Origin of the sequence: Streptomyces sp. R44 (genome assembly GCF_041053105.1) — a bacterium.
Taxonomy (GTDB): Bacteria; Actinomycetota; Actinomycetes; order Streptomycetales; family Streptomycetaceae; genus Streptomyces.
Map to the genome: position 1 here is coordinate 6,599,849 of NZ_CP163444.1, position 20,386 is coordinate 6,620,234.

Annotated in this window: 22 protein-coding genes and 1 pseudogene; 7 read left to right on the top strand and 16 right to left on the bottom strand. The window is 72.9% G+C overall.

Features of this window, described 5'->3' with window-relative positions:
• Positions 1-7 precede the first annotated feature (7 nt).
• Positions 8-865: a polysaccharide deacetylase family protein gene (locus AB5J54_RS30825; RefSeq protein ID WP_369149504.1), complete on the bottom strand. Its 858-nt coding sequence runs from the start codon at positions 863-865 to the stop codon at positions 8-10.
• Between the two features lie 47 nt (positions 866-912).
• Positions 913-1,110 (bottom strand): hypothetical protein, encoded by a 198-nt coding sequence (locus AB5J54_RS30830; protein ID WP_369147173.1) that lies wholly within the window; start codon positions 1,108-1,110, stop codon positions 913-915.
• A gap of 114 nt (positions 1,111-1,224) precedes the next feature.
• Here AB5J54_RS30830 and AB5J54_RS30835 point away from each other — a divergent pair.
• A pseudogene (locus tag AB5J54_RS30835) lies at positions 1,225-1,386 on the top strand (hypothetical protein); the annotation flags it as partial.
• A 5-nt stretch (positions 1,387-1,391) separates the two neighbouring features.
• Here the strand turns inward: AB5J54_RS30835 and AB5J54_RS30840 are convergent.
• Complete coding sequence (locus tag AB5J54_RS30840) at positions 1,392-1,529, bottom strand: hypothetical protein (protein WP_369149631.1); 138 nt, start codon at positions 1,527-1,529, stop codon at positions 1,392-1,394.
• A gap of 45 nt (positions 1,530-1,574) precedes the next feature.
• Here AB5J54_RS30840 and AB5J54_RS30845 point away from each other — a divergent pair, with 45 nt between their 5' ends.
• Positions 1,575-2,450 carry a hypothetical protein gene (locus tag AB5J54_RS30845; protein WP_369147174.1) on the top strand — a complete coding sequence of 292 codons (876 nt, stop codon included), beginning with the start codon at positions 1,575-1,577 and terminating at the stop codon, positions 2,448-2,450.
• On the opposite strand, the gene AB5J54_RS30850 is transcribed toward AB5J54_RS30845, so the two are convergent.
• From AB5J54_RS30850 to zapE, 4 genes are all read right to left on the bottom strand, one after another.
• Positions 2,436-3,317 carry a PPK2 family polyphosphate kinase gene (locus AB5J54_RS30850; protein ID WP_369147175.1) on the bottom strand — a complete coding sequence of 294 codons (882 nt, stop codon included), beginning with the start codon at positions 3,315-3,317 and terminating at the stop codon, positions 2,436-2,438. The genes AB5J54_RS30845 and AB5J54_RS30850 overlap by 15 nt on opposite strands.
• Before the next feature lie 68 nt (positions 3,318-3,385).
• Positions 3,386-4,774 (bottom strand): alkaline phosphatase PhoX, encoded by a 1,389-nt coding sequence (locus tag AB5J54_RS30855; RefSeq protein WP_369147176.1) that lies wholly within the window; start codon positions 4,772-4,774, stop codon positions 3,386-3,388.
• Between the two features lie 135 nt (positions 4,775-4,909).
• A complete protein-coding gene (locus tag AB5J54_RS30860; RefSeq protein WP_369147177.1) occupies positions 4,910-5,335 on the bottom strand; it encodes an OsmC family protein in 426 nt (141 codons plus the stop codon).
• A gap of 34 nt (positions 5,336-5,369) precedes the next feature.
• The gene (zapE, locus tag AB5J54_RS30865) at positions 5,370-6,455 is read right to left on the bottom strand and encodes a cell division protein ZapE (RefSeq protein WP_369147178.1); all 1,086 of its coding nucleotides are present in this window, start codon (positions 6,453-6,455) and stop codon (positions 5,370-5,372) included.
• A 36-nt stretch (positions 6,456-6,491) separates the two neighbouring features.
• Here zapE and AB5J54_RS30870 point away from each other — a divergent pair, with 36 nt between their 5' ends.
• From AB5J54_RS30870 to msrB, 4 genes are all read left to right on the top strand, one after another.
• On the top strand, positions 6,492-7,253 hold the full coding sequence (locus AB5J54_RS30870; protein WP_369147179.1) for a pyrimidine reductase family protein: 762 nt from the start codon (positions 6,492-6,494) through the stop codon (positions 7,251-7,253).
• Between the two features lie 124 nt (positions 7,254-7,377).
• Positions 7,378-7,830 (top strand): indole-3-glycerol phosphate synthase, encoded by a 453-nt coding sequence (locus AB5J54_RS30875; RefSeq protein ID WP_369147180.1) that lies wholly within the window; start codon positions 7,378-7,380, stop codon positions 7,828-7,830.
• 133 nt (positions 7,831-7,963) lie between these two features.
• Positions 7,964-9,355, top strand: coding sequence for a UDP-N-acetylmuramate--L-alanine ligase (gene murC / locus AB5J54_RS30880; protein ID WP_369147181.1), 1,392 nt, complete (start codon positions 7,964-7,966; stop codon positions 9,353-9,355).
• Positions 9,356-9,370: 15 nt separating this feature from the next.
• Positions 9,371-9,775, top strand: coding sequence for a peptide-methionine (R)-S-oxide reductase MsrB (gene msrB, locus AB5J54_RS30885; protein WP_369147182.1), 405 nt, complete (start codon positions 9,371-9,373; stop codon positions 9,773-9,775).
• A 26-nt stretch (positions 9,776-9,801) separates the two neighbouring features.
• Here the strand turns inward: msrB and AB5J54_RS30890 are convergent, their stop codons facing one another.
• From AB5J54_RS30890 to AB5J54_RS30925, 8 genes are all read right to left on the bottom strand, one after another.
• On the bottom strand, positions 9,802-10,860 hold the full coding sequence (locus AB5J54_RS30890) for a hypothetical protein (protein WP_369147183.1): 1,059 nt from the start codon (positions 10,858-10,860) through the stop codon (positions 9,802-9,804).
• Positions 10,861-10,873: 13 nt separating this feature from the next.
• Entirely contained in the window at positions 10,874-11,416 is a 543-nt protein-coding gene (locus AB5J54_RS30895) for a hypothetical protein (RefSeq protein ID WP_369147184.1), read from the bottom strand.
• The gene (locus AB5J54_RS30900; protein ID WP_369147185.1) at positions 11,413-12,123 is read right to left on the bottom strand and encodes a vWA domain-containing protein; all 711 of its coding nucleotides are present in this window, start codon (positions 12,121-12,123) and stop codon (positions 11,413-11,415) included. The genes AB5J54_RS30895 and AB5J54_RS30900 overlap by 4 nt, the downstream gene beginning before the upstream one ends.
• 15 nt (positions 12,124-12,138) lie before the next feature.
• A complete protein-coding gene (locus tag AB5J54_RS30905; RefSeq protein ID WP_369147186.1) occupies positions 12,139-13,374 on the bottom strand; it encodes a lipopolysaccharide kinase InaA family protein in 1,236 nt (411 codons plus the stop codon).
• Entirely contained in the window at positions 13,371-14,708 is a 1,338-nt protein-coding gene (locus AB5J54_RS30910) for a serine/threonine protein phosphatase (RefSeq protein WP_369147187.1), read from the bottom strand. Before AB5J54_RS30910 ends, AB5J54_RS30905 begins: the two co-directional genes overlap by 4 nt.
• Positions 14,708-15,982: a hypothetical protein gene (locus AB5J54_RS30915; RefSeq protein WP_369147188.1), complete on the bottom strand. Its 1,275-nt coding sequence runs from the start codon at positions 15,980-15,982 to the stop codon at positions 14,708-14,710. The genes AB5J54_RS30910 and AB5J54_RS30915 overlap by 1 nt, the downstream gene beginning before the upstream one ends.
• A gap of 44 nt (positions 15,983-16,026) precedes the next feature.
• Entirely contained in the window at positions 16,027-18,267 is a 2,241-nt protein-coding gene (locus AB5J54_RS30920) for a hypothetical protein (protein ID WP_369147189.1), read from the bottom strand.
• Positions 18,268-18,486: 219 nt separating this feature from the next.
• Positions 18,487-18,885 (bottom strand): hypothetical protein, encoded by a 399-nt coding sequence (locus AB5J54_RS30925; protein WP_369147190.1) that lies wholly within the window; start codon positions 18,883-18,885, stop codon positions 18,487-18,489.
• Positions 18,886-19,098: 213 nt separating this feature from the next.
• Here AB5J54_RS30925 and AB5J54_RS30930 point away from each other — a divergent pair, with 213 nt between their 5' ends.
• Positions 19,099-19,569, top strand: coding sequence for an SUKH-3 domain-containing protein (locus tag AB5J54_RS30930; protein WP_369147191.1), 471 nt, complete (start codon positions 19,099-19,101; stop codon positions 19,567-19,569).
• Between the two features lie 27 nt (positions 19,570-19,596).
• Here the strand turns inward: AB5J54_RS30930 and AB5J54_RS30935 are convergent, their stop codons facing one another.
• Positions 19,597-20,382 carry an SDR family NAD(P)-dependent oxidoreductase gene (locus tag AB5J54_RS30935; protein WP_369147192.1) on the bottom strand — a complete coding sequence of 262 codons (786 nt, stop codon included), beginning with the start codon at positions 20,380-20,382 and terminating at the stop codon, positions 19,597-19,599.
• Positions 20,383-20,386: the final 4 nt, after the last annotated feature.

The following is a 20,386-nucleotide window of genomic DNA, read 5'->3' on the forward strand; positions in this document are numbered from 1 at the left end:
GACCGGGTCAGCGGCTCATGAGCTCCGAGACCTTCACGAAGCGGTAGCCGCGGGCGCGGAGCTCCGGGACGATCCGGCGGATCGCCCGCTCGGTGACGGGGGCCGCGCTGCGCGTGCAGTGCATGACGACGAGCGAGCCGGGCTTCACCCCGTCGAGGACCTGGTCGGCGACGGCGTCCGCGTCCTTGGCGAAGGCGTCACCGCTGACCACGTCCCACTGGACGGCGGTGACCCCGACGGGGGCGAGGGCGCGCAGGGCCGCGTCGTCGTAGCAGCCGCCGGGGAAGCGGAAGTACGGGACGACGTTGAGGGCCCCGGCGTCCCGGAAGGAGTCGAAGGCCCGCTGCACGTCGGAGGCCATGTCGGGCCCGGGGACCGTCGGCAGGCCGTAGCAGGGGGTCGCGAAGGCGTAGTGGCTGTAGGAGTGGTTGGCGATCTCGAAGCGCGGGTCGCCGCCGATGGACTTGGCCTGGTCCGGGTACTCCTCGGCCCAGCGGCCGGTCATGAACACGGTCGCGTCCACCTTGAGCCGACGCAGGGTCGCGATGAGCTCCGGGTTGTCGAAGCGCTCGCCGCGCGCGGCGCGGGGCCCCTGGTCGGCCGTCATGTCGGCGTCGAAGGTGAGCGCGACGACCTTCTCGGTGCCTTGCGCGCGGCGCGTGTAGACGGGGGTGAGGCCGCCGGGCCCGGGGGCCATGGTGGGCGGGGCGGCGGGGACCCGCGCGGGCTTCGGGCCGGGGGCGGCGGCGCTGGTCCTGGGCGCCGGGCTCTCGACGACGGCCGCCTTCGGCTTCGGTGCCGGGGTGTCGGCCGCGCCGCTGTCGCAGCCGACGAGGGCGGCGCCCAGAAGACCGAGCGCCGCCATTTTCCGTACAGAAGTGTTCACGATCGGAAGTTATCTGATCAAAGTGCTTAACGCTCGCGACTCGACAGCAGCAGCACCCGAGTCCACGCGCTGAGCTGACGCACCATCGCGTGGGCGTGCGCGGCCCGCTCGCGGCGGAAGGGGAGGACGAGCAGGGCGGGGACGAAGGCGAGGGTCACGAGGAGCAGGGGCAGGGTGGCGACGAGAACGATCAGGGCGCGCTGGGCCCATCGGAGCGTACGCATGGGGTTCCTTCGGGGGAGTGGCCGGGACGGACCCCCACCGTGGGCGGCGTCCGGTACGTTGCGAAAGCCGCAACCGTTGCCGGTGTCGCGGCAACGCTCCGGGGGAGGGGTGCGATGACCGAAGTGGCCCGTACGCAGGGGAGCTCGGCGGAGGTCGAGCGGGGAGAGGTCCCGGAGGTCGCGGAGCTCGGCAACGTGTTGAAGGGCCTGTTCACCCGACTGGGCATCAGCCAGAGCCAGTACGCGTACCGCGTCCACCTCGACAAGTCCGCCGTCTCCCGCTACCTCGCCGGGCGCCGCGTCGCGCCGCAGGACTTCGTCGACCGCCTGGTGCGGGAGGTGGAGGAGCACGTGGCGCGCAGCAGGAACTCCTCCACCAGGTCGCCCAGCTCCGCCAGGACCTCCAGGACGCCGAACACCTCCGGGCGGAGGCGGAACGGTACGGCGAGGAACTGCGGGACACGGTGCTGCGGCTGGAGGAGGAGTTGTCCCGGGCCGCGCCCGGCGACCTCCCGCTGGAGGCGCTCAAGAGCCGGCTGCTGGCGCTGTGGGAGGAAGAGGACTTCCCAGGGGCGGCACGGGAGCTGACCGAGGCGGCGTGGTCGCGGCCGCTGGAGCAGGCCACCGAGCTGCTGTACTGGCTGTGCGAGGCGGGCGTACCCGTGGCGGCCGAGGCCTTCGTCGTGGATGTGGCGCGGCTGAGGCCGTTGGACGACGTCCTGGAGACCCACCCGGCCGTGAAGGAGTTCGGTGGGGCGTCGATGCAGGAGATGTGGATGTCCACCGTCGCGGGTCGGGTCACCCGGGGCAACGCGGCCGCCGTCTACGAGGGGCTGTGGCGCAGCGACGGCGACGACGTGCTGGCAGAGGCCGTGCGCCGGGTGGACAGCGATGACGACGCGGTCGCCCTGGTGCTCGCGGCCCTGTCAGGACAGCCCGACCCGGCGGGGCTGACCGAGCTGTCGAGGGTGCTGGCCTCCGGGCGCCCGAGTGACCGGCTGGGGCTGCGCGTCATCGTCGGCCTCGCGGAGGCCGGAAGGGCCGACGTGGCCACGCATGTGCTGGCCGTGGCCCTGAGGAGGGTTTCCTACACGGATGTCGCCCGGTGGATGACGGCCCTCCGGAGCGAGCAGATCGACATCCTGCTCGACCTCGTGCCACGGCTGGACGACGGGCTTCTGATGACCATGTTCACCTCGCACCTGTGGCGTGAGGAGGCCCTCTTCGACCGCCTGCTCACCGCGATGGCCCGGCAGGGCAGGCTCGACGCCCTCGACCCCACCATGACGAGAACCGTGGCGCAGGCCATCGCCCGCTGGCGCCGCTCACGAGGCCAGTAGCCGCGCCCGGCACTCCGCCACGTCGAAGTCCCCCGGCGGGTACGTCGGGTCCAGCGCCTCCAGGTGTTCGAGCAGCAGCTTGCTGATCGCCCAGTTGCGGTACCACTTGCGGTCCGCCGGGACCAGGTACCAGGGGGCCTCGGCCGTCGTGCAGCGTTCCAGGGCGATCTCGTACGCCCGCCGGTACTCCGGCCACAGCGCCCGCTCCTCGATGTCGCCCGGGTCGAACTTCCAGTGCTTGTCGGGGTTGTCCAGGCGCTGGAGGAGCCGGGCGCGCTGCTCCTCGTACGAGAGGTGGAGGAAGACCTTGACCACGGTCACCCCGTCCTCCGCGAGGGACTTCTCGAAGCGGTTGATCTGGCCGTAGCGGGGGCCGATCCGCCGCCGCGGGACCAGCTCGCGGACCCGGGCGATGAGGACGTCCTCGTAGTGCGAGCGGTCGAAGATGCCGATCTCGCCCGGCTGGGGGAGCGCCCTCATGATCCGCCAGAGGAAGGGGTGGTTCCGCTCCTCGCGCGTCGGCGCCTTGAAGGCCCGGATCCGGCAGCCGGACGGGTTGAGGGGGCCGATGACGTGTTTGACCGTGCCGCCCTTGCCGCTGGTGTCCATGCCCTGGAGCACGAGGAGCAGGCGCCGCCGGTCGCCGGCGGTGCTCGCCGCGTACAGGCGCTCCTGGAGTCCGGCGAGGCGCGGCCCGAGGTCGGCGGTGGCGGCGAGCCCCGCCGCCTTGTCGGTCGGGCCGGCGGGGGTCGCCCTGGCGTCGTACGCGGTGAGGTCGACCGGCTCGCCCGCGGGGATCCGCAGGACGTCACGCAGTGCGGGTTCGGGGGCCTTCCGTTCCTTCTTCCCGCCGTCCTTCTTCGTCACCTCGGGCCCCTTCCGCCGCACCGCTCGTCCTGTTCCGATCCTGCGACGGAACCCGGACTCCCGCTAGCTCAGCACCACGGACCCGTCACCGCGAACGTCGTGCCGGGCGTGTAGCAGTTGACGTACATCGTCGAGCGGTCCGGGGAGAACGTGACGCCCGCGAACTCGCCCCACTCCGGGGCCTCGGGGGTGCCGCCCGCTGCGGCAGCAGCTGATGTCAGAGCCTGGGCGTTCCGGGCCACCGCGTACACCTCGCCCTCCCCGCTCACCCCGAAGACGTGCTGCGCCCCGTCGCCGTCCTCGCAGACCATCAGGCCTCCGGTCGGCGCCAGACAGATGTTGTCCGGGGACTCGCCGGGGAGCTGGACGTCGGTGCTCGGGCCGAAGACCACGACGAGGGTGAGCCGGCGCTTGTGCGGTTCGTACTTCCACACCTGGCCGAAGTGCGTGGCCGCCGAGCCGTCCTTGGCCCGCGCGAAGGACGACACGAAGTAGACGGCACGCCCGCCCCAGTAGCAGCCCTCCAGCTTCTGGGCGTGGGTGATGCCCCTGGGCCCGAAGTCCTGGTGCCGGATGGAGGTCGACGTGGCCAGCGGGTCCGGTACGGGGACCCATTCGATGCCGTCGAAGCGGGCGCCGGTCTCCTGGACGACGGAGAGGTCGGGTACGCCGGGCACCCGCATGGCCTCCAGGGCGCCGCCCGCGCGCAGCGAGCCGGTGCCGCCGAGGGGCTTCTCCGGCAGGAAGCGGTAGAAGAGCCCGAAGGGCCGTTCGAAGGCGTCCTCCGTCTCGTACACGATGCCGCTCGACGGGTCGACGGCGATCGCCTCGTGCTGGAAGCGGCCCATCGCGGTGAGCGGGACGGCTCCCGTGCGGTGGGGGTCGGCTCCGTCGACCTCGAAGATGAAGCCGTGGTCCTTGGTGTAGCCGTTGGTGCCGGCCCGGTCCTCGGTCTCCTCGCAGGTCAGCCAGGTGTTCCAGGGGGTGGGCCCGCCCGCGCAGTTGACGGCGGTCCCGGCGATGCCGACCCGCTCGCCGAGGACGTTGTTGCGGCCGTCGAGTTCGAGGACCGTACAGCCGCCCTTGCCGGCCGGGTCGTAGGTGAGGCCGGGGACGGTGGGGACGGCGATCTTCCCGGTGACCCGGTTCTCGTGGTTGCGGACGAGGTGCACCCGGCCGCGGCGGCCGGCGAAGGCGCCCATGCCGTCGTGGTTGCTGGGGACGAGCCCCTCGCCGGAGCGGAGCGGATCGCCCTGCCGGGAGAGGACCTGGTAGCGGAAGCCCGCCGGGAGGTCGAGGAGGCCGGCCGGGTCGGGGACGAGGGGGCCGTAGCCGCCGTGAGAAGGCGCGGCGGCCGCGGCGGTTCCGGCGAAGAGCTCGGAGAGCGCGCCCGTGAAGGCGATCCCGGCGACGGACGCGCCGGTGCGGGACAGGATCTGACGTCGTGTTGCGGACATGAGGCAACAACCCACTTCCTGTTGGCGGACAGGACAGATGTGACGTGTGACCCGCATGTGTGTATCACGCACAGTGGTGACACGTGAACCATGCGGGCCGCAACGGCCTCATGTGGCGCGGAGACTGACCCTGTGTCAGGCCAGTTCGGCGGTGAGGGTGATCGTCGTGCCCGTGAGCGCCTGGCTGACCGGGCAGTTCTTCTTGGCGTCCTCGGCGAGCGCCTTGAACTCGTCCGCGTCCAGGCCGGAGACCGTGCCGCGAACGGTCAGGTGGATGCCCGTGATGCCCTCGCCCGGCTGGAAGGTGACGTCGGCCTTCGTCTCCAGGCGCTCGGGCGCGTGCCCCGCCTTGGCCAGACCGTTCGAGAAGGCCATGGAGAAGCAGGAGGAGTGCGCGGCGGCGATGAGCTCCTCGGGGCTCGTCTTGCCGTTGGGCTCCTCCGACCGGGCCGGCCAGGAGACGTCGTACGAGCCGAGACCGGAGGAGTCGAGGGTGACGACGCCGGAGCCCTTGAGCAGGTCGCCCTGCCAGACGGTGTGGGCGTGACGCACGGTGGCCATGGTGGATCCCTTTCGATCGGGTACGGCCACCAAGCTACTGCGCGACGAGCCCCTTCGCGTCGCGGGCGAGTGCGGTGAGGCGGGAGATCGCCCGGAAGTACTTCTTGCGGTATCCGCCGTTCAGCATCTCGTCGCTGAAGAGCTTGTCGAAGGGGAGTCCGGAGGCGAGCACGGGTATCTCGCGGTCGTACAGACGGTCGGCGAGGACGACGAGCCGCAGGGCCGTCGACTGGTCCGGGACCGGCTGGACGTCGGTGAGGCAGACCGCGCTGAGGTCGTCCGTGAGGGCGCCGTACCGGCTCGGGTGGACCCTGGCCAGGTGTTCGAGCAGGTGCGGGAAGTCGTCGAGGGAGGCGCCCGGCGTGGCGTACGCGGTCTCGGTGACCACCTGGTCGGAGTACGGGGACGGGGCCTCGGGCAGACCGCGGTGGCGGTAGTCCTCGCCGTCGATCCGCAGCGGCCGGAAGTGCGCCGAGAGGCCCTGGATCTCGCGGAGGAAGTCGGCGGCGGCGAAACGGCCCTCGCCGAGCTTGCCCGGAAGCGTGTTCGAGGTGGCGGCCAGGGCCACGCCCGACTCGACGAGCTTCCCGAGGAGGCTGGAGACGAGGACGGTGTCGCCCGGGTCGTCGAGCTCGAACTCGTCGATGCAGAGGAGACGGTGTCCGCTCAGCGTCTTCACGGTCTGCTGGAAGCCGAGCGCGCCGACCAGATTGGTCAGCTCGACGAAGGTGCCGAATGCTTTCAGCGCGGGCTCCGCGGGGGTCGCGTGCCACAGCGAGGCCAGCAGGTGGGTCTTGCCGACGCCGTACCCGCCGTCCAGGTAGACCCCGCGCGGGCCGCTCGGGGCGGCCGGCTTCTTCGCGAACCAGCGGCGCTTGCCCGCGCCGGTGGCGTGCGCCCCGCCGAGGCCCTCGGCGAAGGTGCTCAGGGCTTTGACGGCGTCCGTCTGGCTCGGCTGGTTCGGGTCGGGGAGGTACGTGTCGAAGCGCACGGAGTCGAAGCGCGGCGGCGGCACCATCTCCGCGACGAGACGGTCGGCGGGGACGTGGGGCTCTCGGGAGCAGAGCGAGAGCGGGGCCGCTTCGGGGGAAGCCGCTTCGGTGAGGGCACGGGTCGACACAGTTCCCCACTGTAAGCGCCGTGTCAGACTTCGATCATGCGCCAGCTCTTCCCTGTGACGGACATGACAGCCTCCGGTGACCAGGAGTGGTCGCTCGACGCCCTCGCGGACGCCTACACGTATCCGGAGGGAGACGATCCGTGGCTGCGGGCCAACATGGTCTCCTCGCTCGACGGGGCCGGCCAGCACGAGGGGCGCTCCCAGCCGCTCTCCTCGGAGACGGACATGCGGATCTTCGGCGTCCTGCGCGGGCTCGCGGACGTGGTCGTGGTGGGTGCGGAAACGGTCCGCCTGGAGGGCTACCGGCCGGCACGCGCGCGTGAGGCCTTCGCGGCCCGCCGGGCAGCCGCCGGACAGGGCCCGGCGCCCGTGATCGCCGTGGTCAGCGCCTCCCTGAACCTCGACTTCCAGCTGCCGCTCTTCACGGAGCCGCTCGTGCCGACCCTGGTCCTCACGGGGGCCGCCGCGCCCCCCGACCGGATCGAGGCCGCCCGGGCGGCGGGCGCCGTGGTGCTGACCGCGGGCGACGGGCCCGGGGTGGAGCCGGCCCGCGCGGTGGCGGCGCTCGCGGAGCGCGGGCTCCGCCGCCAGCTGACCGAGGGCGGGCCCCGGCTGCTGGGCCAGTTCGTGGCGGCGGGGGTCCTCGACGAGCTGTGTCTGACGGTCTCGCCGACGATGACGGCGGGTGGCGCCCAGCGGATCGCCGGGGGGCCTCCGGTGGCCGTCCCGACACGCTTCCAGGTGGCTTCCGTGCTGGAGCAGGACGGCTTCCTCTTCACCCGCTACCGTCGGATCTGACAATCGGCGGAATTTGTCGTTCCGCTTAGCGTCCGCTGGGCACACTTACTGTCGCAGACCCCGTGCCGGCACGGGGAAGGATGGTTTCCGCAGAAGGGCTCCTGAGGTGTTCACAAGCGTTCTGATGATCGAGAAGCCCCTCACGTCCGTCGACGTGGAATTCGTCACCACCCTGCACGGCGACGAGGGCATGTCCTTCATCGTTCTCATGCAGCCGCGTGGTGACCAGGCCGATGTACTGCTGCGTGCCATCGACGACGTCGCCATGGGCGAACTCAAGGAAGCCACCCGGGAGGGGGACGAACCGGAGGGCAAGGAGGCCCGGCCCCTGGCGGAGAAGGCCCTGGAGGTCTCGCTCCAGGCCCTGAGAAACGCGGGCTGCGAGGCGGTCGGCCAGGTCGTCGAGGACCACCCGCTCGACAAGATGAAGGCGGTGGTCGACGAGTCCGAGGCGGACGAGGTGATCGTGCTCACCGCCCCGCACTACGTGGAGGAGTTCTTCCACCGCGACTGGGCCTCCCGGGCCCGCCACAAGGTCGGCGTCCCCGTCCTGAAGCTCTTCGCCCACAGCGAGTAGCGCCAGGGCCGGGTCCGCGCCCCGTGCAGGGGGCGCGGACCCGGCACCCGCTCCGTAGCGCCCCGCCGGGCACCCGCGCGTGAGCCACTAGGCTGGGGGCTTCCAGAACCACACACCCCGGGGAGAGATCCGCATGGCACCCGCCATCCCTGCCGCCATGGAACGGCCGCACTTCATCGGCATCGGCGGTGCCGGAATGTCGGGCATCGCGAAGATCCTCGCCCAGCGGGGCGCCAAGGTCGCGGGAAGCGACGCCAAGGAGTCCGCGACCGCCGAGTCGCTGCGCGCCCTCGGTGCCACCGTGCACATCGGCCACGCCGCCGAGCACCTCGCCGACGACGCCTCCGCCGTCGTCGTCTCCAGCGCCATCCGCGCCGACAACCCCGAGCTGGCCCGCGCCGCCGAGCTCGGCATCCCCGTCGTCCACCGCTCCGACGCGCTCGCCTCCCTCATGGACGGCCTGCGCGCGATCGCCGTCGCCGGTACGCACGGCAAGACGACCACCACCTCCATGCTGGCCGTCGCCCTCACCGAGCTCGGCCTCGACCCCTCGTACGCCATCGGCGGCGACCTCGCGGGCCCCGGCACGAACGCCCGGCACGGCTCCGGCGAGGTCTTCGTCGCCGAGGCCGACGAGAGCGACCGCAGCTTCCAGAAGTACGACCCCGAGGTCGCGATCGTCCTCAACGTCGAGCTGGACCACCACGCGAACTACGCCTCCATGGACGAGATCTACGAGTCCTTCGAGGCCTTCACCGCCAAGATCCGCCCCGGCGGCACCCTGGTCGTCGGCGAGCACGCGGGCGCCCGCGAGCTGGCCCGCCGCGTCGCGGACCGCGACGGCCTGGAGATCGCCACCGTCGGCGAGTCCGAGGACTCCGACGCCCGCATCCTGAAGATCGTCCCCAACGGGATGAAGAGCGAGGTGACGGTCCTCCTCGACGGCGTCGAGCACACCTTCACCGTCTCCGTCCCCGGCCGCCACTACGCCCACAACGCCGCCGCGGCCCTCGCCGCCGGCGCCCGCGTCGGCATCGACCCGGCCGAGCTCGCCCAGGCGCTCACCGCCTACACCGGCGTCGGCCGCCGCCTCCAGCTCAAGGGCGAGGCCAAGGGCGTCCAGGTCATCGACTCGTACGCGCACCACCCCACCGAGATGACCGCCGACCTGGAGGCCATGCGCGGCGCCGCCGGGGCCTCCCGCCTCCTCGTCGTCTTCCAGCCGCACCTCTTCTCCCGCACCCAGGAGCTGGGCAAGGAGATGGGCGACGCGCTGGCCCTCGCGGACGCCTCCGTCGTCCTCGACATCTACCCGGCCCGCGAGGACCCGATCCCCGGGGTCACCAGCGAGCTGATCATCGCCGCGGCCGAGCGGGCCGGCGCCACCGTCACGGCCGTCCACGAGAAGGACGCCGTCCCCGACGTGATCGCGGGAATGGCCGGCCCCGGCGACCTCGTTCTCACCATGGGTGCGGGCGACGTCACGGACCTCGGTCCGCAGATCCTCGCCCGCCTGTCGAACTGAGGGAGTGGACGAACGATGGCCTACGAGGTCGAGAAGCCGGACGAGGAGTGGCAGGCCCAGCTGACCCCGTCGGAGTACCAGGTGCTCCGGCTGGCCGGCACGGAACCCGCCTTCCGCGGTGAGTACACCGACACGAAGACGAAGGGCGTCTACTCCTGCCGCGCCTGCGGGGCGGAGCTCTTCACGTCGAACGAGAAGTTCGAGTCGCACTGCGGCTGGCCGAGCTTCTACGACCCGAAGGACAGCGACGCCGTCGAGCTGGTCGCGGACACCTCCCACGGCATGATCCGCACCGAGGTCCGCTGCGCCCGCTGCGGCTCTCACCTGGGCCATGTCTTCGAGGGCGAGGGCTACCCGACCCCGACGGACCAGCGGTACTGCATCAACTCGATCTCGCTGCGGCTGGAGCCGCAGGAGTAACGGCCGCCACGACGCGTGCGAGGGGCTCAGCCCGGGTTCGGTTCCGGGGTGAGCTCCTCGCGGCCGATCCGGGACCCGGACTTGTAGATGGAGACGGTGCTCCCGCTGATCACGTACCGGTAGGGGCTGTTGTTCGCCTCGTACCCGTCGCCGGTCTTCTTCGCGGGCATCGCGATGCCCGCTTCGCGCTGGTCCCTGAACTCGCCGTAGTAGTACAGCTTTCCCGCCGCCGTGCGGCAGAGCGTGATCCGGTGGTCATCCGTCCGGAACGCCTCGACCAGGGTGGCGCCGTCACCGCTCGGCAGCGCGGAGGCGATACGGGACGGGCACGCGGTGCCGGTACCGCCGGCGCTAGACGTCGGCTTCGGGTCGTCCGCGCCGCCCGAGTCGAGGGAGCCGATGACCACGCTCTGCACGATCCCCAGCAGCACGAGCCCCCCGACGACACCGAGGCAGCTGTAGAGACAGCCCTTCGACTTCCTCGCCGGTGGCCGGTACGGCGGCGGGGTGTAGGGGGGCGGGGTGTACCGAGGGGGCGGGGTGTACGGGGGAGCGGTCGTCGCCCGGGGGGGCGGGGCGGTGTAGCCGGTGGTGGGCGGGGGCGGGTAGAAGACGCCCGTCGGCCGGGCGGTGGACCCTCCGGTGCGCGGCGGCGCCGTCTTCCTGGGGGCCGCCTTCTTCGGGGGTGTCGTCCTGGGCGGCGTCATCCGCGGCGGCGTGGCCTTCGCGGTCGTGGTCTTCTTCGCCGTCGTCTTCGGGGTCGTCGGCGTCGTCTTCTTCGCCGTCGTCTTCGGGGGCGTCTTCTTGGGGGCGGTCTTCTTGGGCGCGGGCTCGCCGCTCGTCTTCCAGCTCTTGCCGCAGCCGACGCAGTCGAGCCGCCGTGCCGGGTTGGTGGCGCGGCACGCCCGGCACTGCCAGTCGCCGGACGGGCGGGCGGGTGACGGGCGTTTCGCCGCCGGGCGCGACGGGGCGGCGGGCGGCGCGATCGGGTCCTTGCGGGTCGATCCGCAGATGCCGCACGGCGTCTCCCCCGGCCCGGTGTTGCTGCCGCAGTCCTTGCATCTCCATTTGGCCGAGCCCGCCACCGCCGTGTCCCTCCTAATGGTCGCTGTTGGCCAGGCGTGCCATCACGTCCTGGAAGAGCTCTTCCGACCTCGCCATGGCCGGGCTGATGATCCACGCGTTGGTGTTCGGGACGCGCCCCAGTTCGGCCGGGACCGAGGTCCCCTCCCGCGCCGGCCCCGTGTCGGCGTCCGTCTCCGGGGCCTCCTCGGCCTCGGCCGCGGCCCCCGGGTCCCCCTCGGACTCGACGTCGGCCTCGGTCTCCGCCTCCGGGCCGGGCCCGTCCTCGTCCACCATGACGGAGTAGTCCCGCCAGAGGAGGTCCTGCAGGCGCTGGGCCTGCTCCACCGCGCCTGGGGGCACGTCCACGTGGATCACGGCCGACTCGGCCCCGGGGGCGGTGCCGGGGAAGCGGAACCGGAAGTCGAGCCGGTGGCACTCGTCCGGCCGGCTCGGACGACGGAGGGAGGTGGAGACGCAGGACGTCACGCCCGCCTCGAAGAACCCGCCGCCGGCCCAGGCGAACTCCAGGCCCTCACGTCCCAGAGCGAGGCGGAAACCGTCCCACTCCAGCGTCACAGGCTGTTCGCGATCGTCTCGATGATCTCGTCCATCTCGAACTCCTCCAGGCCCTCGCCCGCCTTGGAGGCGAAGTGCAGGGTGAGGTCCCACTCCTCCGCGATCGGGTCGGACCAGGGGGCCTCGTCCGGCGCGAAGAGCACGAGCCGCTTGGCGGACTGCTCCATGACCGAGGTCTGGCTGCGGGCGTAGCCCCACTGCTCGAAGAGGTCGTCCATGCTGCGGGGGATGTGCGTCGGGTACGTGGCGGCGTCCGCGCCGACCGTGCCGAGGGCGTGCGCGGGGGCGTCCGTGAACATCACGATGACGTGGCGCCTGCGGTCGAGCCCGGTCTCCCAGGGCGAGTTGATCGCCAGGGCGAGGGCTTCGAGACCGGACTCGGGGATGTCACCGCCGCCGCCCGCGTCGATCCCGCTGACGAACTGCTCGAACTCCTTGGCCTGCGCCGGGAGGTGGAGGAAGCCGGTCTCCTCGATGGCGTCCGAGGGGTCGTCGCCGAAGTCACGGAAGGCGATGACCTTCAGCCGCAGCTGGCTGATGGACTTGCCCTTCTTGGCCATCACGTCGTCCAGGCGCTGATGGAACTGGAGGGCGCTCGACTTCACCGCGTCGAGTACGGGGGACATGCTGCCGGTCGCGTCGATGCACAGGGCGATGTCGACGGCGTACTGCAGATTGCCCTGGTACTGCACGAGGGCGTCGTTCATGGGTGGCTCTCCTTGTCAGGGGGTGCGGCGGTCGCCGCGGCGGCCGCCGAGGTTGATGCGGACGCGGGACGTGCCCGGCGGCGGGGTGGCAGCCGGTGCGGGTGCCGGTCCTCGGCCGGCCGTGGGGGGGAGGGGGAGGCGTGGGCGCTGCCGGGCGGGCGGGGGCCGGCGGGGGGGGGGCGGGGGGCGCGGCCGGGCCGGGCGGGGGGTCTCCGCCGTCTTCTCGCGGCGCCCGAAGGTGGACCGGACGCGACTCGGGCGGCGCTCGCCGGACGCGGGCCCGGACCCCGGGCCGGGTGTGGAGGCGGGTGCGGTCCTCGCCTCCGGGACGTGGGGAGCGGTCGTGCCCGGCCGGCGGTGCTGGAGCGTGCACACGGCGGGGTCGGAGAGCGCCGCGAGGAAGGCCGAGATGTCCGGACGGGTCCGTGGATCGGCTGCCGTCATACGGCGCAGCAGGGCCAGCAGTTCATCGGAGAGGCGCGGGTCGAGCCGGAGCTCCGCCCCGGCGTTCACGGCGTCGGAGGGAGACCCGAACCTCGGGTCGAACCTGGGGAGTTCGCCCACCACGTACTCATGGGTCATGAGACCGAGCGCGAAGATGTCGACGGCGCAGGTGAGGTCCCCGGGGCCGGCCGACCCGTCGTCCTGGAGGTAGCGCCGCCACTCCGGGGCGCCGTAGGCGGAGTCTCCCGAGATGTCCTCCGGCCGCGGGGGATCGCCGGAATCGTAGGAGTCGTCGAAGTCGATGAGCCGCGCGGAGTGGAACGCCGCCCCCTCCCGCTTCTGGACCAGCACGTTGAGCGGCTTCAGGTCACCGTGCACGGTGCCGGTCTCATGGAGCTGCTTGAGGCTCGATCCGAGCGTCTTGAGCAGCACCATCTTCGGCCGCGGTTCCAGGGTCTGGGGCCGTTCCAGGCTGGAGGTGTCGATCCGCTCCGTGACCTTGTAGTACGTGCTGCCCTCGTGGAAGAAGTCGGTGGCGAGCACGAGGTTGCCCCCGCCGAGCGTGTCCGGGCGCAGCCGCTTCATGATCTTGCGGTGCCGCTGCTCGAACTCCCGGGCGACCTCGCGGCGGATCCGTACGCTCTTCGAGTCGGCGGCGTCGTCGCGCGGGCGCTTGGGTTCGAGGAACTGCTTGATGAAGTACTGTCCCCCGTTCTTCTCCGCGAACGCCCAGATGCACTTGCCGCCATTGGCGTTGGTGGGGTCGGTGACGATGCGGTAGCCCGCGATCGTGTCGCCCTTCTTCATCGGTACTCCTCGGATGCGGGCGGCAGATAGGTCTCGTATCCGGCGCGGTAGCTCTGCCAGCTCTGGTCCTGCCAGGCGCGGACGCGGGCGTGCGCCTCGCGCCGGTCCTCCGGGTCTCCTGCCGCCTCGCCCCCGGTCGCGGGCCGCGCGGTGCGGTCGAGGAGACGGGGCCGGTCCCGCAGGTGGCGTCCGGTGAGGTCGGCGAAGCGCCGCTCGTAGAGGGCGCGGAGGTGCTCGAAGCTCTGGTGGCCGATGGCCAGGAGGGCGAGCGAGGCGTCGTCCCCGGTGTACGCCACCACTTCGCGGCGCAGCAGGTCGCCCCACTCGTACTCGTTGTGGGCGCGGCGCAGGGTGCTCAGGAGCAGGTGCTCGAAGTCCGCCGGGGTGTGCACATAGCCGAAGTAGCCGTCCGTGGCCGCGACCAGGACGCAGGGAAGCGCGAACGAGGCGATGTACTGGGTGTCGACGGTGAACTCGCGGTCCGCGCACACCACGTTGGTCATGGGCGGGTCGGTGCGCAGCAGTTCGAGGGCGTCACTTTCGCGGGTGTGGTCGCGGGTGAGGACGTGCAGACCGCTCTCGGGCGAGAGCACGTACGCCCGGGAGTCCCCTGCCCACAGCGGGCGCAGCTCGACGGTCGCGTCCTGCTCGCGGACGCGGTAGTGCACGCCCGCGAGGGTGGTGGGCAGCTGTCGGCGCATGGTGCCGCCGATCTTGCTGGGCCGCTGCGGCGCGTTGGCCAGGAACCAGCTCAGATAGCCGTGCAGGGACTCCGGACCGGCCGCCTCGGTCTCGCCGGCGACCTCGCGGAACCAGCAGTCGGTGGCCAGGCGCGCCACCCGGGACGCGACCCAGGCGCCGGTGTGCCAGGCGCCGTCCGGCCGTTGCCAGGCGGGGGTGGCGCCGGCGCCGCCGGAGCCGTCGAACACGGCGACCACGCCCTGCCTGGTCTCCCAGTGATGGGCGACGAACGGCTCGGCGTCCTCGCCGAGACCGGGCACCTGCTCGGTCCACACCGAGAGCGCGTGAACGCCCTGGAGGTCCCCGGGGGTCGACCAGACCATCCGGGCGGGCCGGGGGCGGTCGACCGGATCCGGTGCCCGGTCCGGCACCGGCGGGACGACCGGCGACCCCTTCGAGGCCGTCGGACCCGGCGCGGGGGCGGGCCCGGCGCCCGGTGCGGGCCCGGGTGCGGGGACCGGCGGCGCCGCGGGGCGGCCCGGGTCCCGGGGTTCGGACGGTACGGATGGCCCGGAGGGCGCCGTCGCGTGCGGCCACCAGTCCGCGCGGTGGCTGCGGTCGGCGTGCCGTGGTCTGTGCTCGTGTTCCGGCATCAACGCTCCCTGTCGGGTCCGGGGCGGCGAGGGGTGTCCCGCTTGGTGGTGCCCTTCACCCTGCTCACCCGGGGCGCCGGCCGGTCCGCGGGAGGTGGGGCGGGCGGACCGTCGGGCGTCGGGGCGGGGCGCGGGGGAGGGACGGACCCCGGCCCCGTGCGGCCCCCGTCCGTGGCCGGACGGGCGCCCGAGGCCGGACGGGCGCGCGTGTCCGAGCCCGTGTCCGGCAGGGGTTCGTCCTCGGGCGGCCCGGAGCGCCCGGCGCCCCGGGGGCCGGAGCCGTACGCCCCCGATCCCCGGCCGCCCCGAGGGCTCTCCTCCCGCAGCACTTCGCCGCGCAGGGGCCGGCGGGGCTCCGCGCGGTCGTCCTCCGGGGCCGGTCCGAGCGCCGGAGCCGGGTCCGTGGCGCGGGCGAGGGAGCCGCGCAGGCGGCCCCGGCGGGCGGCGCCGTCGAAGAGGCCGTCGCTCTCGCGCAGCACCTCCTCCAGGACGGTGCGCTCCAGCTCGGCCTGCTCGAAGGGTTCCCGGTCGGCGTCGCCGCGCTCCAGGACGAGGCGCATGATCTCGCGCTTCACCTCGCGCTTCTCGGCCTCGTTCTTCTCGATCCAGGTGAGCGCGGCCCGGGCCCCCTCCTTCTCCATGATCTCGGCGATGAGACCGTCGAGGCCCTCCTCGCGGATCATGTCGAGGTGGCGTGCGCGCCGCATGCCGGCGAGCCGGGACTCCCGTACGACGTCCCGGTACTCGCGTCCGCTGGTGGCGATCTCGTCCTCGTCGACGAGGAGTTCGACCTGCACGTTCCGGAGCCGGATCGCGTCGTCGCCGGTGAAGCCGGCCAGTCTCGCGTTCAGCGCCCGTTCGGCCTGGTGGAACTCGGCGATGTCGTAGTCGCGGGCCACCTCGCGGAGCGTCCTGCGCAGATAGCCGAGGAGGGCTCCGCTCATGTCCCGGATGCCGCGCGAGACGACCTGTGCCGGGTCGGCGACCCGGCACACCAGATCGACGCGGCTGCGGAACGAGAACACGGGGTCGCGGCTGAGCAGGGGGATGTCGAGGACGAGCCGGTGCTCGGTCATGTCGACGGTGAACATCCCGCTGTACGCGCCGAAGCGCGAGGACGGGATCTCCTCGCCGCTGCGGATCGTCAGGGAGGAGCCGCTGTCCCTGACGAGGACGAGGGCACGGCCCGGCTCGGGCGGCCGCACCGGTTTCGTCAGCCGCCACTTGGGCAGCTCCTCACTGGACAGCACCGGGTCGTAGGTCTGCTGTTCCACGGGCTCCTCCTCCCTTCTCGGAAGCTTCGAGGTCGTCGTACGGGTCAGGCCGGCGCCGTCAGGCGGCGGTGGAGCAGGGCCGCGTTGCGGGAGGGGCGATCGCGTTCGTGCGCCCACTTGTTCAGCCACCACGCGAGCCGTTCGCGGTGCGAGCCGGGCTTGCGGGCGATGTCGCGGAGCAGTCCGCCCAGGGCGTCGAGCGTGCCCGGACCACCCTCCTCGGCGTACACGTCGATCCAGTCGCGCAGCGCGAGGAGGGCCGTGTCCTGCATCGGTCGGCGCGCGAGGGACCGCGCCCACAGCTCTCCGACGGCGCGTCGGTGGGCGGGCAGTCCGCTCAGCAGGAGGGGCACGCCCGGCACGCCGGCCACGGGGCCGTCGGCTCCTCCTTCGTACGGCCGGGTGGTGGCGAAGAGGAACGCGGAGAGCGACTTCACGACCATGGGGGAGAGGTCCTGCGGTTCGGACCACTTCAGATAGGCGTCGAGGAGCGTTCCCGCCTGCCCCTGGTGGAGGAGGTGGACCCCTCCCCAGGCCACGGAGGGGAGGGTGCCCCAGTCGTCGTCGCGGTCCAGGGCGTCGTGCAGCACGGCCACGGCCCGCTCCGGCGCCGCACGGCCGAGGAGCCCGCCCACCGCGTTGGCGGCGGTCCCGGCGAGCCGCCGCTGACGCGCCGAGCTTCCGCCGCGAGCCCAGCCGTGCAGCAGTTCCCAGACGGCCTCGGCCGACTCCTCCCGGCTGCCGGCCACGCCGAGGGCGGTCGCGGCGGCCTGGCGCAGCGGCCAGGACGTCTCGGCGGCCCACCTGGTGAGGAAGCGGTGCACCGCGTAGTGGTGGTCGGCCCAGGCGAGCACCCCGGCGGCGATGGCGGCCCGGGCGCGGACCTCCAGGTCGCTGTGGTCGAGGAGCCGGCGCAGCCAGGCGAGCAGCGGCTCGCGCCAGCCGTCGAGACCGGTCCAGGCGTACACGAGGACGACCTGTCCGAGCATCGCGTTGCGGAAGCGGACCCGGGGCGGTCCGAAGCCGTCGGCGTCGAGGCGGATCCACTGCTGCTCGTCGCCGAGCCGGTCCCTGAACCGGACGTCCGGCGGTGCCGGTTCGGGAGTCGCGAGGGCGGCCCGCAGTTTGACGGCGGCTTCGGCGACGGTGAGGTAGCCGCTGTCCTCCAGGACGGCCGCGGCGAGCGCGAAGGCCACGGCCTCCGGGTTCCGGTGCCGGTCGAACCAGGCCCTGACCTGGTCGCTGGGGTCGCGCAGCGCGGCCGCGGCGGCGGGCACGTCCCGGCCGGCGGCGATGTCGGCGGCCAGGCGGGCGGCGTGCCGGGCGGCGGGCATCTCCCGCAGGGTGTCGACGACCCCGCCGGCGGCGAGCTCGGCACGGAGTCGCGTACGGGCCTCCGGCGTCGCGCCGTGGCCGAGCACCCGCCGTTCGAGGACGGCCAGCGGGTCGACGGGCGTGAGGACGTGCTCCGCGACGGACTCGCCGCCGTCGCCGCGCACGGCGACGGCGAGGTCCTGGCCGCCGGTGAGCACCAGGTGACAGCCGTGCGCGCGCAGGGCGGCCACGACGGCGTGCAGGCGTCGCGGGAGTGCCGTGAAGTCCCGCGCCCCGGCGGGCCCGTCCTCGACGAGGGCCAGGTAGCCGCTGTTCCCGACCGGCGGTTCCCAGCCGGGCGTGAGGACGGCGGCGGGGTCGAGGAGGCGGTGGCAGATCCCGCCGCCCTCGGCGCCGCCCAGGACGAGGGCCTCGGCGAGCAGGTTGACCGCGGTGGCCTCACGGCCGCTGCCGGAGCGGCCGGTGAGGACGAGGAGCCGCCGCTCGCAGAGGGCGGCGAGCGCGGAGTCGTAGCCGTCCGGCTGGACGAACAGCTCGGTGTGGTCGGTCAGTTCGGCGGAGGTGAGCGCCGACACGGAGCCGCTGCCGTGGCGGGTGGCGCCCCGCCCGCCGTCCGTGTGGAAGCCGCCGCCGAAGCTGACCGTGTCGTTGAAGAGCGCCAGGGTGCCGATCCGGGTGCCGGAGGCGTCGGCGCTGAGGCGCTGGGCGATCAGGTCGGCGATGGCACCCGCGCGCTGCGCCTCGGAGCGCTCGGGGTCGTCGGTCCCGCTCCCCTCGGCGAGGGAACGCAGCGCGTCGGACTCGCTGACGGGACCGTCCTGTTCCGGCCCGGCGCCCCGCCGCTCGCTCTCCGGTGAGGCCTTCGCGTCCGGATCGGCCTCGGGAGGCTTCGGGGCGGGTTCGGGGCCGGGCTTCGTCCCGCCGGACGGGGCGGTGACTTCCTCACTCATGGCACACGGACTTCCGGGAGGGGCGACGGCACGACGGGAGACGGCGGTACGGGACGACGACATGACGGGAGACGGCGGTACGGGACGAGGGCGGTACGGGACGAGGGCGGTACGGGACGACGACGTGACGGCACCACGACGCGACGGCACAACGACGCGACGGCACGGCGACGTGACCGGGCCGCGCCGGGCGCCGCCGTCGCCGCGCCGGTCACACCGTCAGGAGACGTTCCAGTCGCCCTTGATCTCGACCTTCTCGTTGAAGACCTGGGCGTTCTTGATCAGGGCGGCGCTGACCTGCGCGCCGCCGCGCCCACCGGCGGCCACGGCCTCGTCGACGAAGCGCCGCAGGTCGTCCTCGAACTGCCGGTCCCGCAGCATGTGGGCCGCGAGCATCCGCTCCAGGACCTGCCGGCCGGATTCGTCGTCCGGTGCGTCCGTGACGCGCTCCAGCGCGGCCTCGGCCTCCGTGTCGCCCCGGAACCGCGCCCTGATCCGCTCCACGAGCCGGGCGCCGCCGTTCCAGCCACTGCGGCCGGCCTCCTGGCCGGTGGCCTCAAGCGCACCCTTGACGACGAGCGCGACGCCCGCGGCCGCGATGGCGGTCAGTGGATCCATGTGCAACCCCCGATTGTTCTCCGCACACGTGTGAGGCCATTCAAGTGGTCCACGAGCGCATCGCCAGGGGGTCGGCCGACAATGACCGAAAACGGTAGGGCCACCAGGGGCGCATGTGGCCGATTCCGCACGCTGAACTGCGCCCCCCTGTGGGGCCGCCGACCATGAAGGGACAGGATGGGTGGCACCGCCCGCGCACCCCAGGAGCCGCACATGCCCCGTCCCGAAACCCCCGCGGACGTCGACGCCTGGTTCGGCGAACACGGCTGGTTCCCCGGCCGCGACGTCGCCGAACAGGCCGCGGCGTTCGTGGCGGAGGTCGTCGAGGAGACCCGTGACGTCGGGTTCCCCGTGGAGCCGTTCGCCGCCGCCACCGAGTTTCTCGCCGAGCACGCGGGCCTCCGCCTGACCATCGACGCACGGCGCGAGGACTACCTGCACATCGAGCCGGTCATCGTCTGGGACAGCACCGCCGAGGAGATCGCGGAGCTGAGCCGCAACCTGGGCGTGCGGCTCTTCCCCGTCGGCTGGGACTCCTCGGAGGGGGAGGTGATCGTCATGGACGAGCGGAGCCGGTTCTTCTGCCTGCACCACACCGGCAACTACTACATGGGGACCGGCAAGTACGGGGGGATGGCCGGGTACGGGTATCCCATGCGGGACGCGGAGGACTTCTACGTCTGACCCGACGTCCGACCGGGCCGGGGCGCCTCAGTGGACCGAGAAACCGCCGTCCACGAAGAGCGACTGGCCCGTGACGTACGCCGAGGAGGCGCTCGCCAGGAACACGGCCGCGCCCGCGAAGTCCTCCGCGAGGCCGTTGCGGCCGACCATCGTGCGGGCGGCCAGCGCGGCGACCTTCTCAGGGTCGGAGGAGAGGCGCTGGTTGAGCGGGGTCATCACGAAGCCGGGGACCAGCGTGTTGGCGGTGACGCCGTACGGGGACCAGGCCTCGGCCTGCGAGCGGGCCAGCGATTCCAGGGCGCCCTTGGACACCCCGTACGCCCCGCTCTGCACGAACGCGCGGTGCGCCTGCTGCGAGGTGATGTGGATGATCCGCCCGAAGCCCCGCTCGGCCATCCCGGGCCCGAAGCGGCGGCCGAGCAGGAACGGCGCCTCCAGGTTCACCGTCATCGTCGTGTCCCACACCTCGTCGCCCAGCTCGCCGAACGGCGGACGGAGGTTGATGCCGGCGGAGTTCACCAGGATGTCCGGCTCCCCGAAGACGGCCGCGGCCGCCTCCGCCCCCGCCTTGATGCCCTCCCGGGTGCTCAGGTCGGCGCTCACCCAGGCCGCCCGGCAGCCGTCGGCCGTCAGCTCGTCCACGGTCGCGACGAGCTCGGCCTCCTTGCGGGCCAGGACCACCACGCTCGCCCCCGCCCGTGCCAGGGCCCCGGCGATGGCCTTGCCGATACCGGAACTGCCACCGGTGACCAGGGCGGTGCGCCCGTCGAGCGAGAACAGCTCGGAGAGGTACGGGCCGGGGGTGGTGCTCATGGAG

Excerpts from the sequence above, each read along its gene's own strand:
- AB5J54_RS30825 (WP_369149504.1), bottom strand. The coding sequence starts at position 865 with ATGGCGGCGCTCGGTCTTCTGGGCGCCGCCCTCGTCGGCTGCGACAGC.
- AB5J54_RS30830 (WP_369147173.1), bottom strand. The coding sequence starts at position 1,110 with ATGCGTACGCTCCGATGGGCCCAGCGCGCCCTGATCGTTCTCGTCGCC.
- AB5J54_RS30855 (WP_369147176.1), bottom strand. The coding sequence starts at position 4,774 with ATGTCCGCAACACGACGTCAGATCCTGTCCCGCACCGGCGCGTCCGTC.
- AB5J54_RS30860 (WP_369147177.1), bottom strand. The coding sequence starts at position 5,335 with ATGGCCACCGTGCGTCACGCCCACACCGTCTGGCAGGGCGACCTGCTC.
- AB5J54_RS30870 (WP_369147179.1), top strand. The coding sequence starts at position 6,492 with ATGCGCCAGCTCTTCCCTGTGACGGACATGACAGCCTCCGGTGACCAG.
- AB5J54_RS30875 (WP_369147180.1), top strand. The coding sequence starts at position 7,378 with ATGATCGAGAAGCCCCTCACGTCCGTCGACGTGGAATTCGTCACCACC.
- murC (WP_369147181.1), top strand. The coding sequence starts at position 7,964 with ATGGCACCCGCCATCCCTGCCGCCATGGAACGGCCGCACTTCATCGGC.
- msrB (WP_369147182.1), top strand. The coding sequence starts at position 9,371 with ATGGCCTACGAGGTCGAGAAGCCGGACGAGGAGTGGCAGGCCCAGCTG.
- AB5J54_RS30900 (WP_369147185.1), bottom strand. The coding sequence starts at position 12,123 with ATGAACGACGCCCTCGTGCAGTACCAGGGCAATCTGCAGTACGCCGTC.
- AB5J54_RS30905 (WP_369147186.1), bottom strand. The coding sequence starts at position 13,374 with ATGAAGAAGGGCGACACGATCGCGGGCTACCGCATCGTCACCGACCCC.
- AB5J54_RS30910 (WP_369147187.1), bottom strand. The coding sequence starts at position 14,708 with ATGCCGGAACACGAGCACAGACCACGGCACGCCGACCGCAGCCACCGC.
- AB5J54_RS30920 (WP_369147189.1), bottom strand. The coding sequence starts at position 18,267 with ATGAGTGAGGAAGTCACCGCCCCGTCCGGCGGGACGAAGCCCGGCCCC.
- AB5J54_RS30925 (WP_369147190.1), bottom strand. The coding sequence starts at position 18,885 with ATGGATCCACTGACCGCCATCGCGGCCGCGGGCGTCGCGCTCGTCGTC.
- AB5J54_RS30930 (WP_369147191.1), top strand. The coding sequence starts at position 19,099 with ATGCCCCGTCCCGAAACCCCCGCGGACGTCGACGCCTGGTTCGGCGAA.
- AB5J54_RS30935 (WP_369147192.1), bottom strand. The coding sequence starts at position 20,382 with ATGAGCACCACCCCCGGCCCGTACCTCTCCGAGCTGTTCTCGCTCGAC.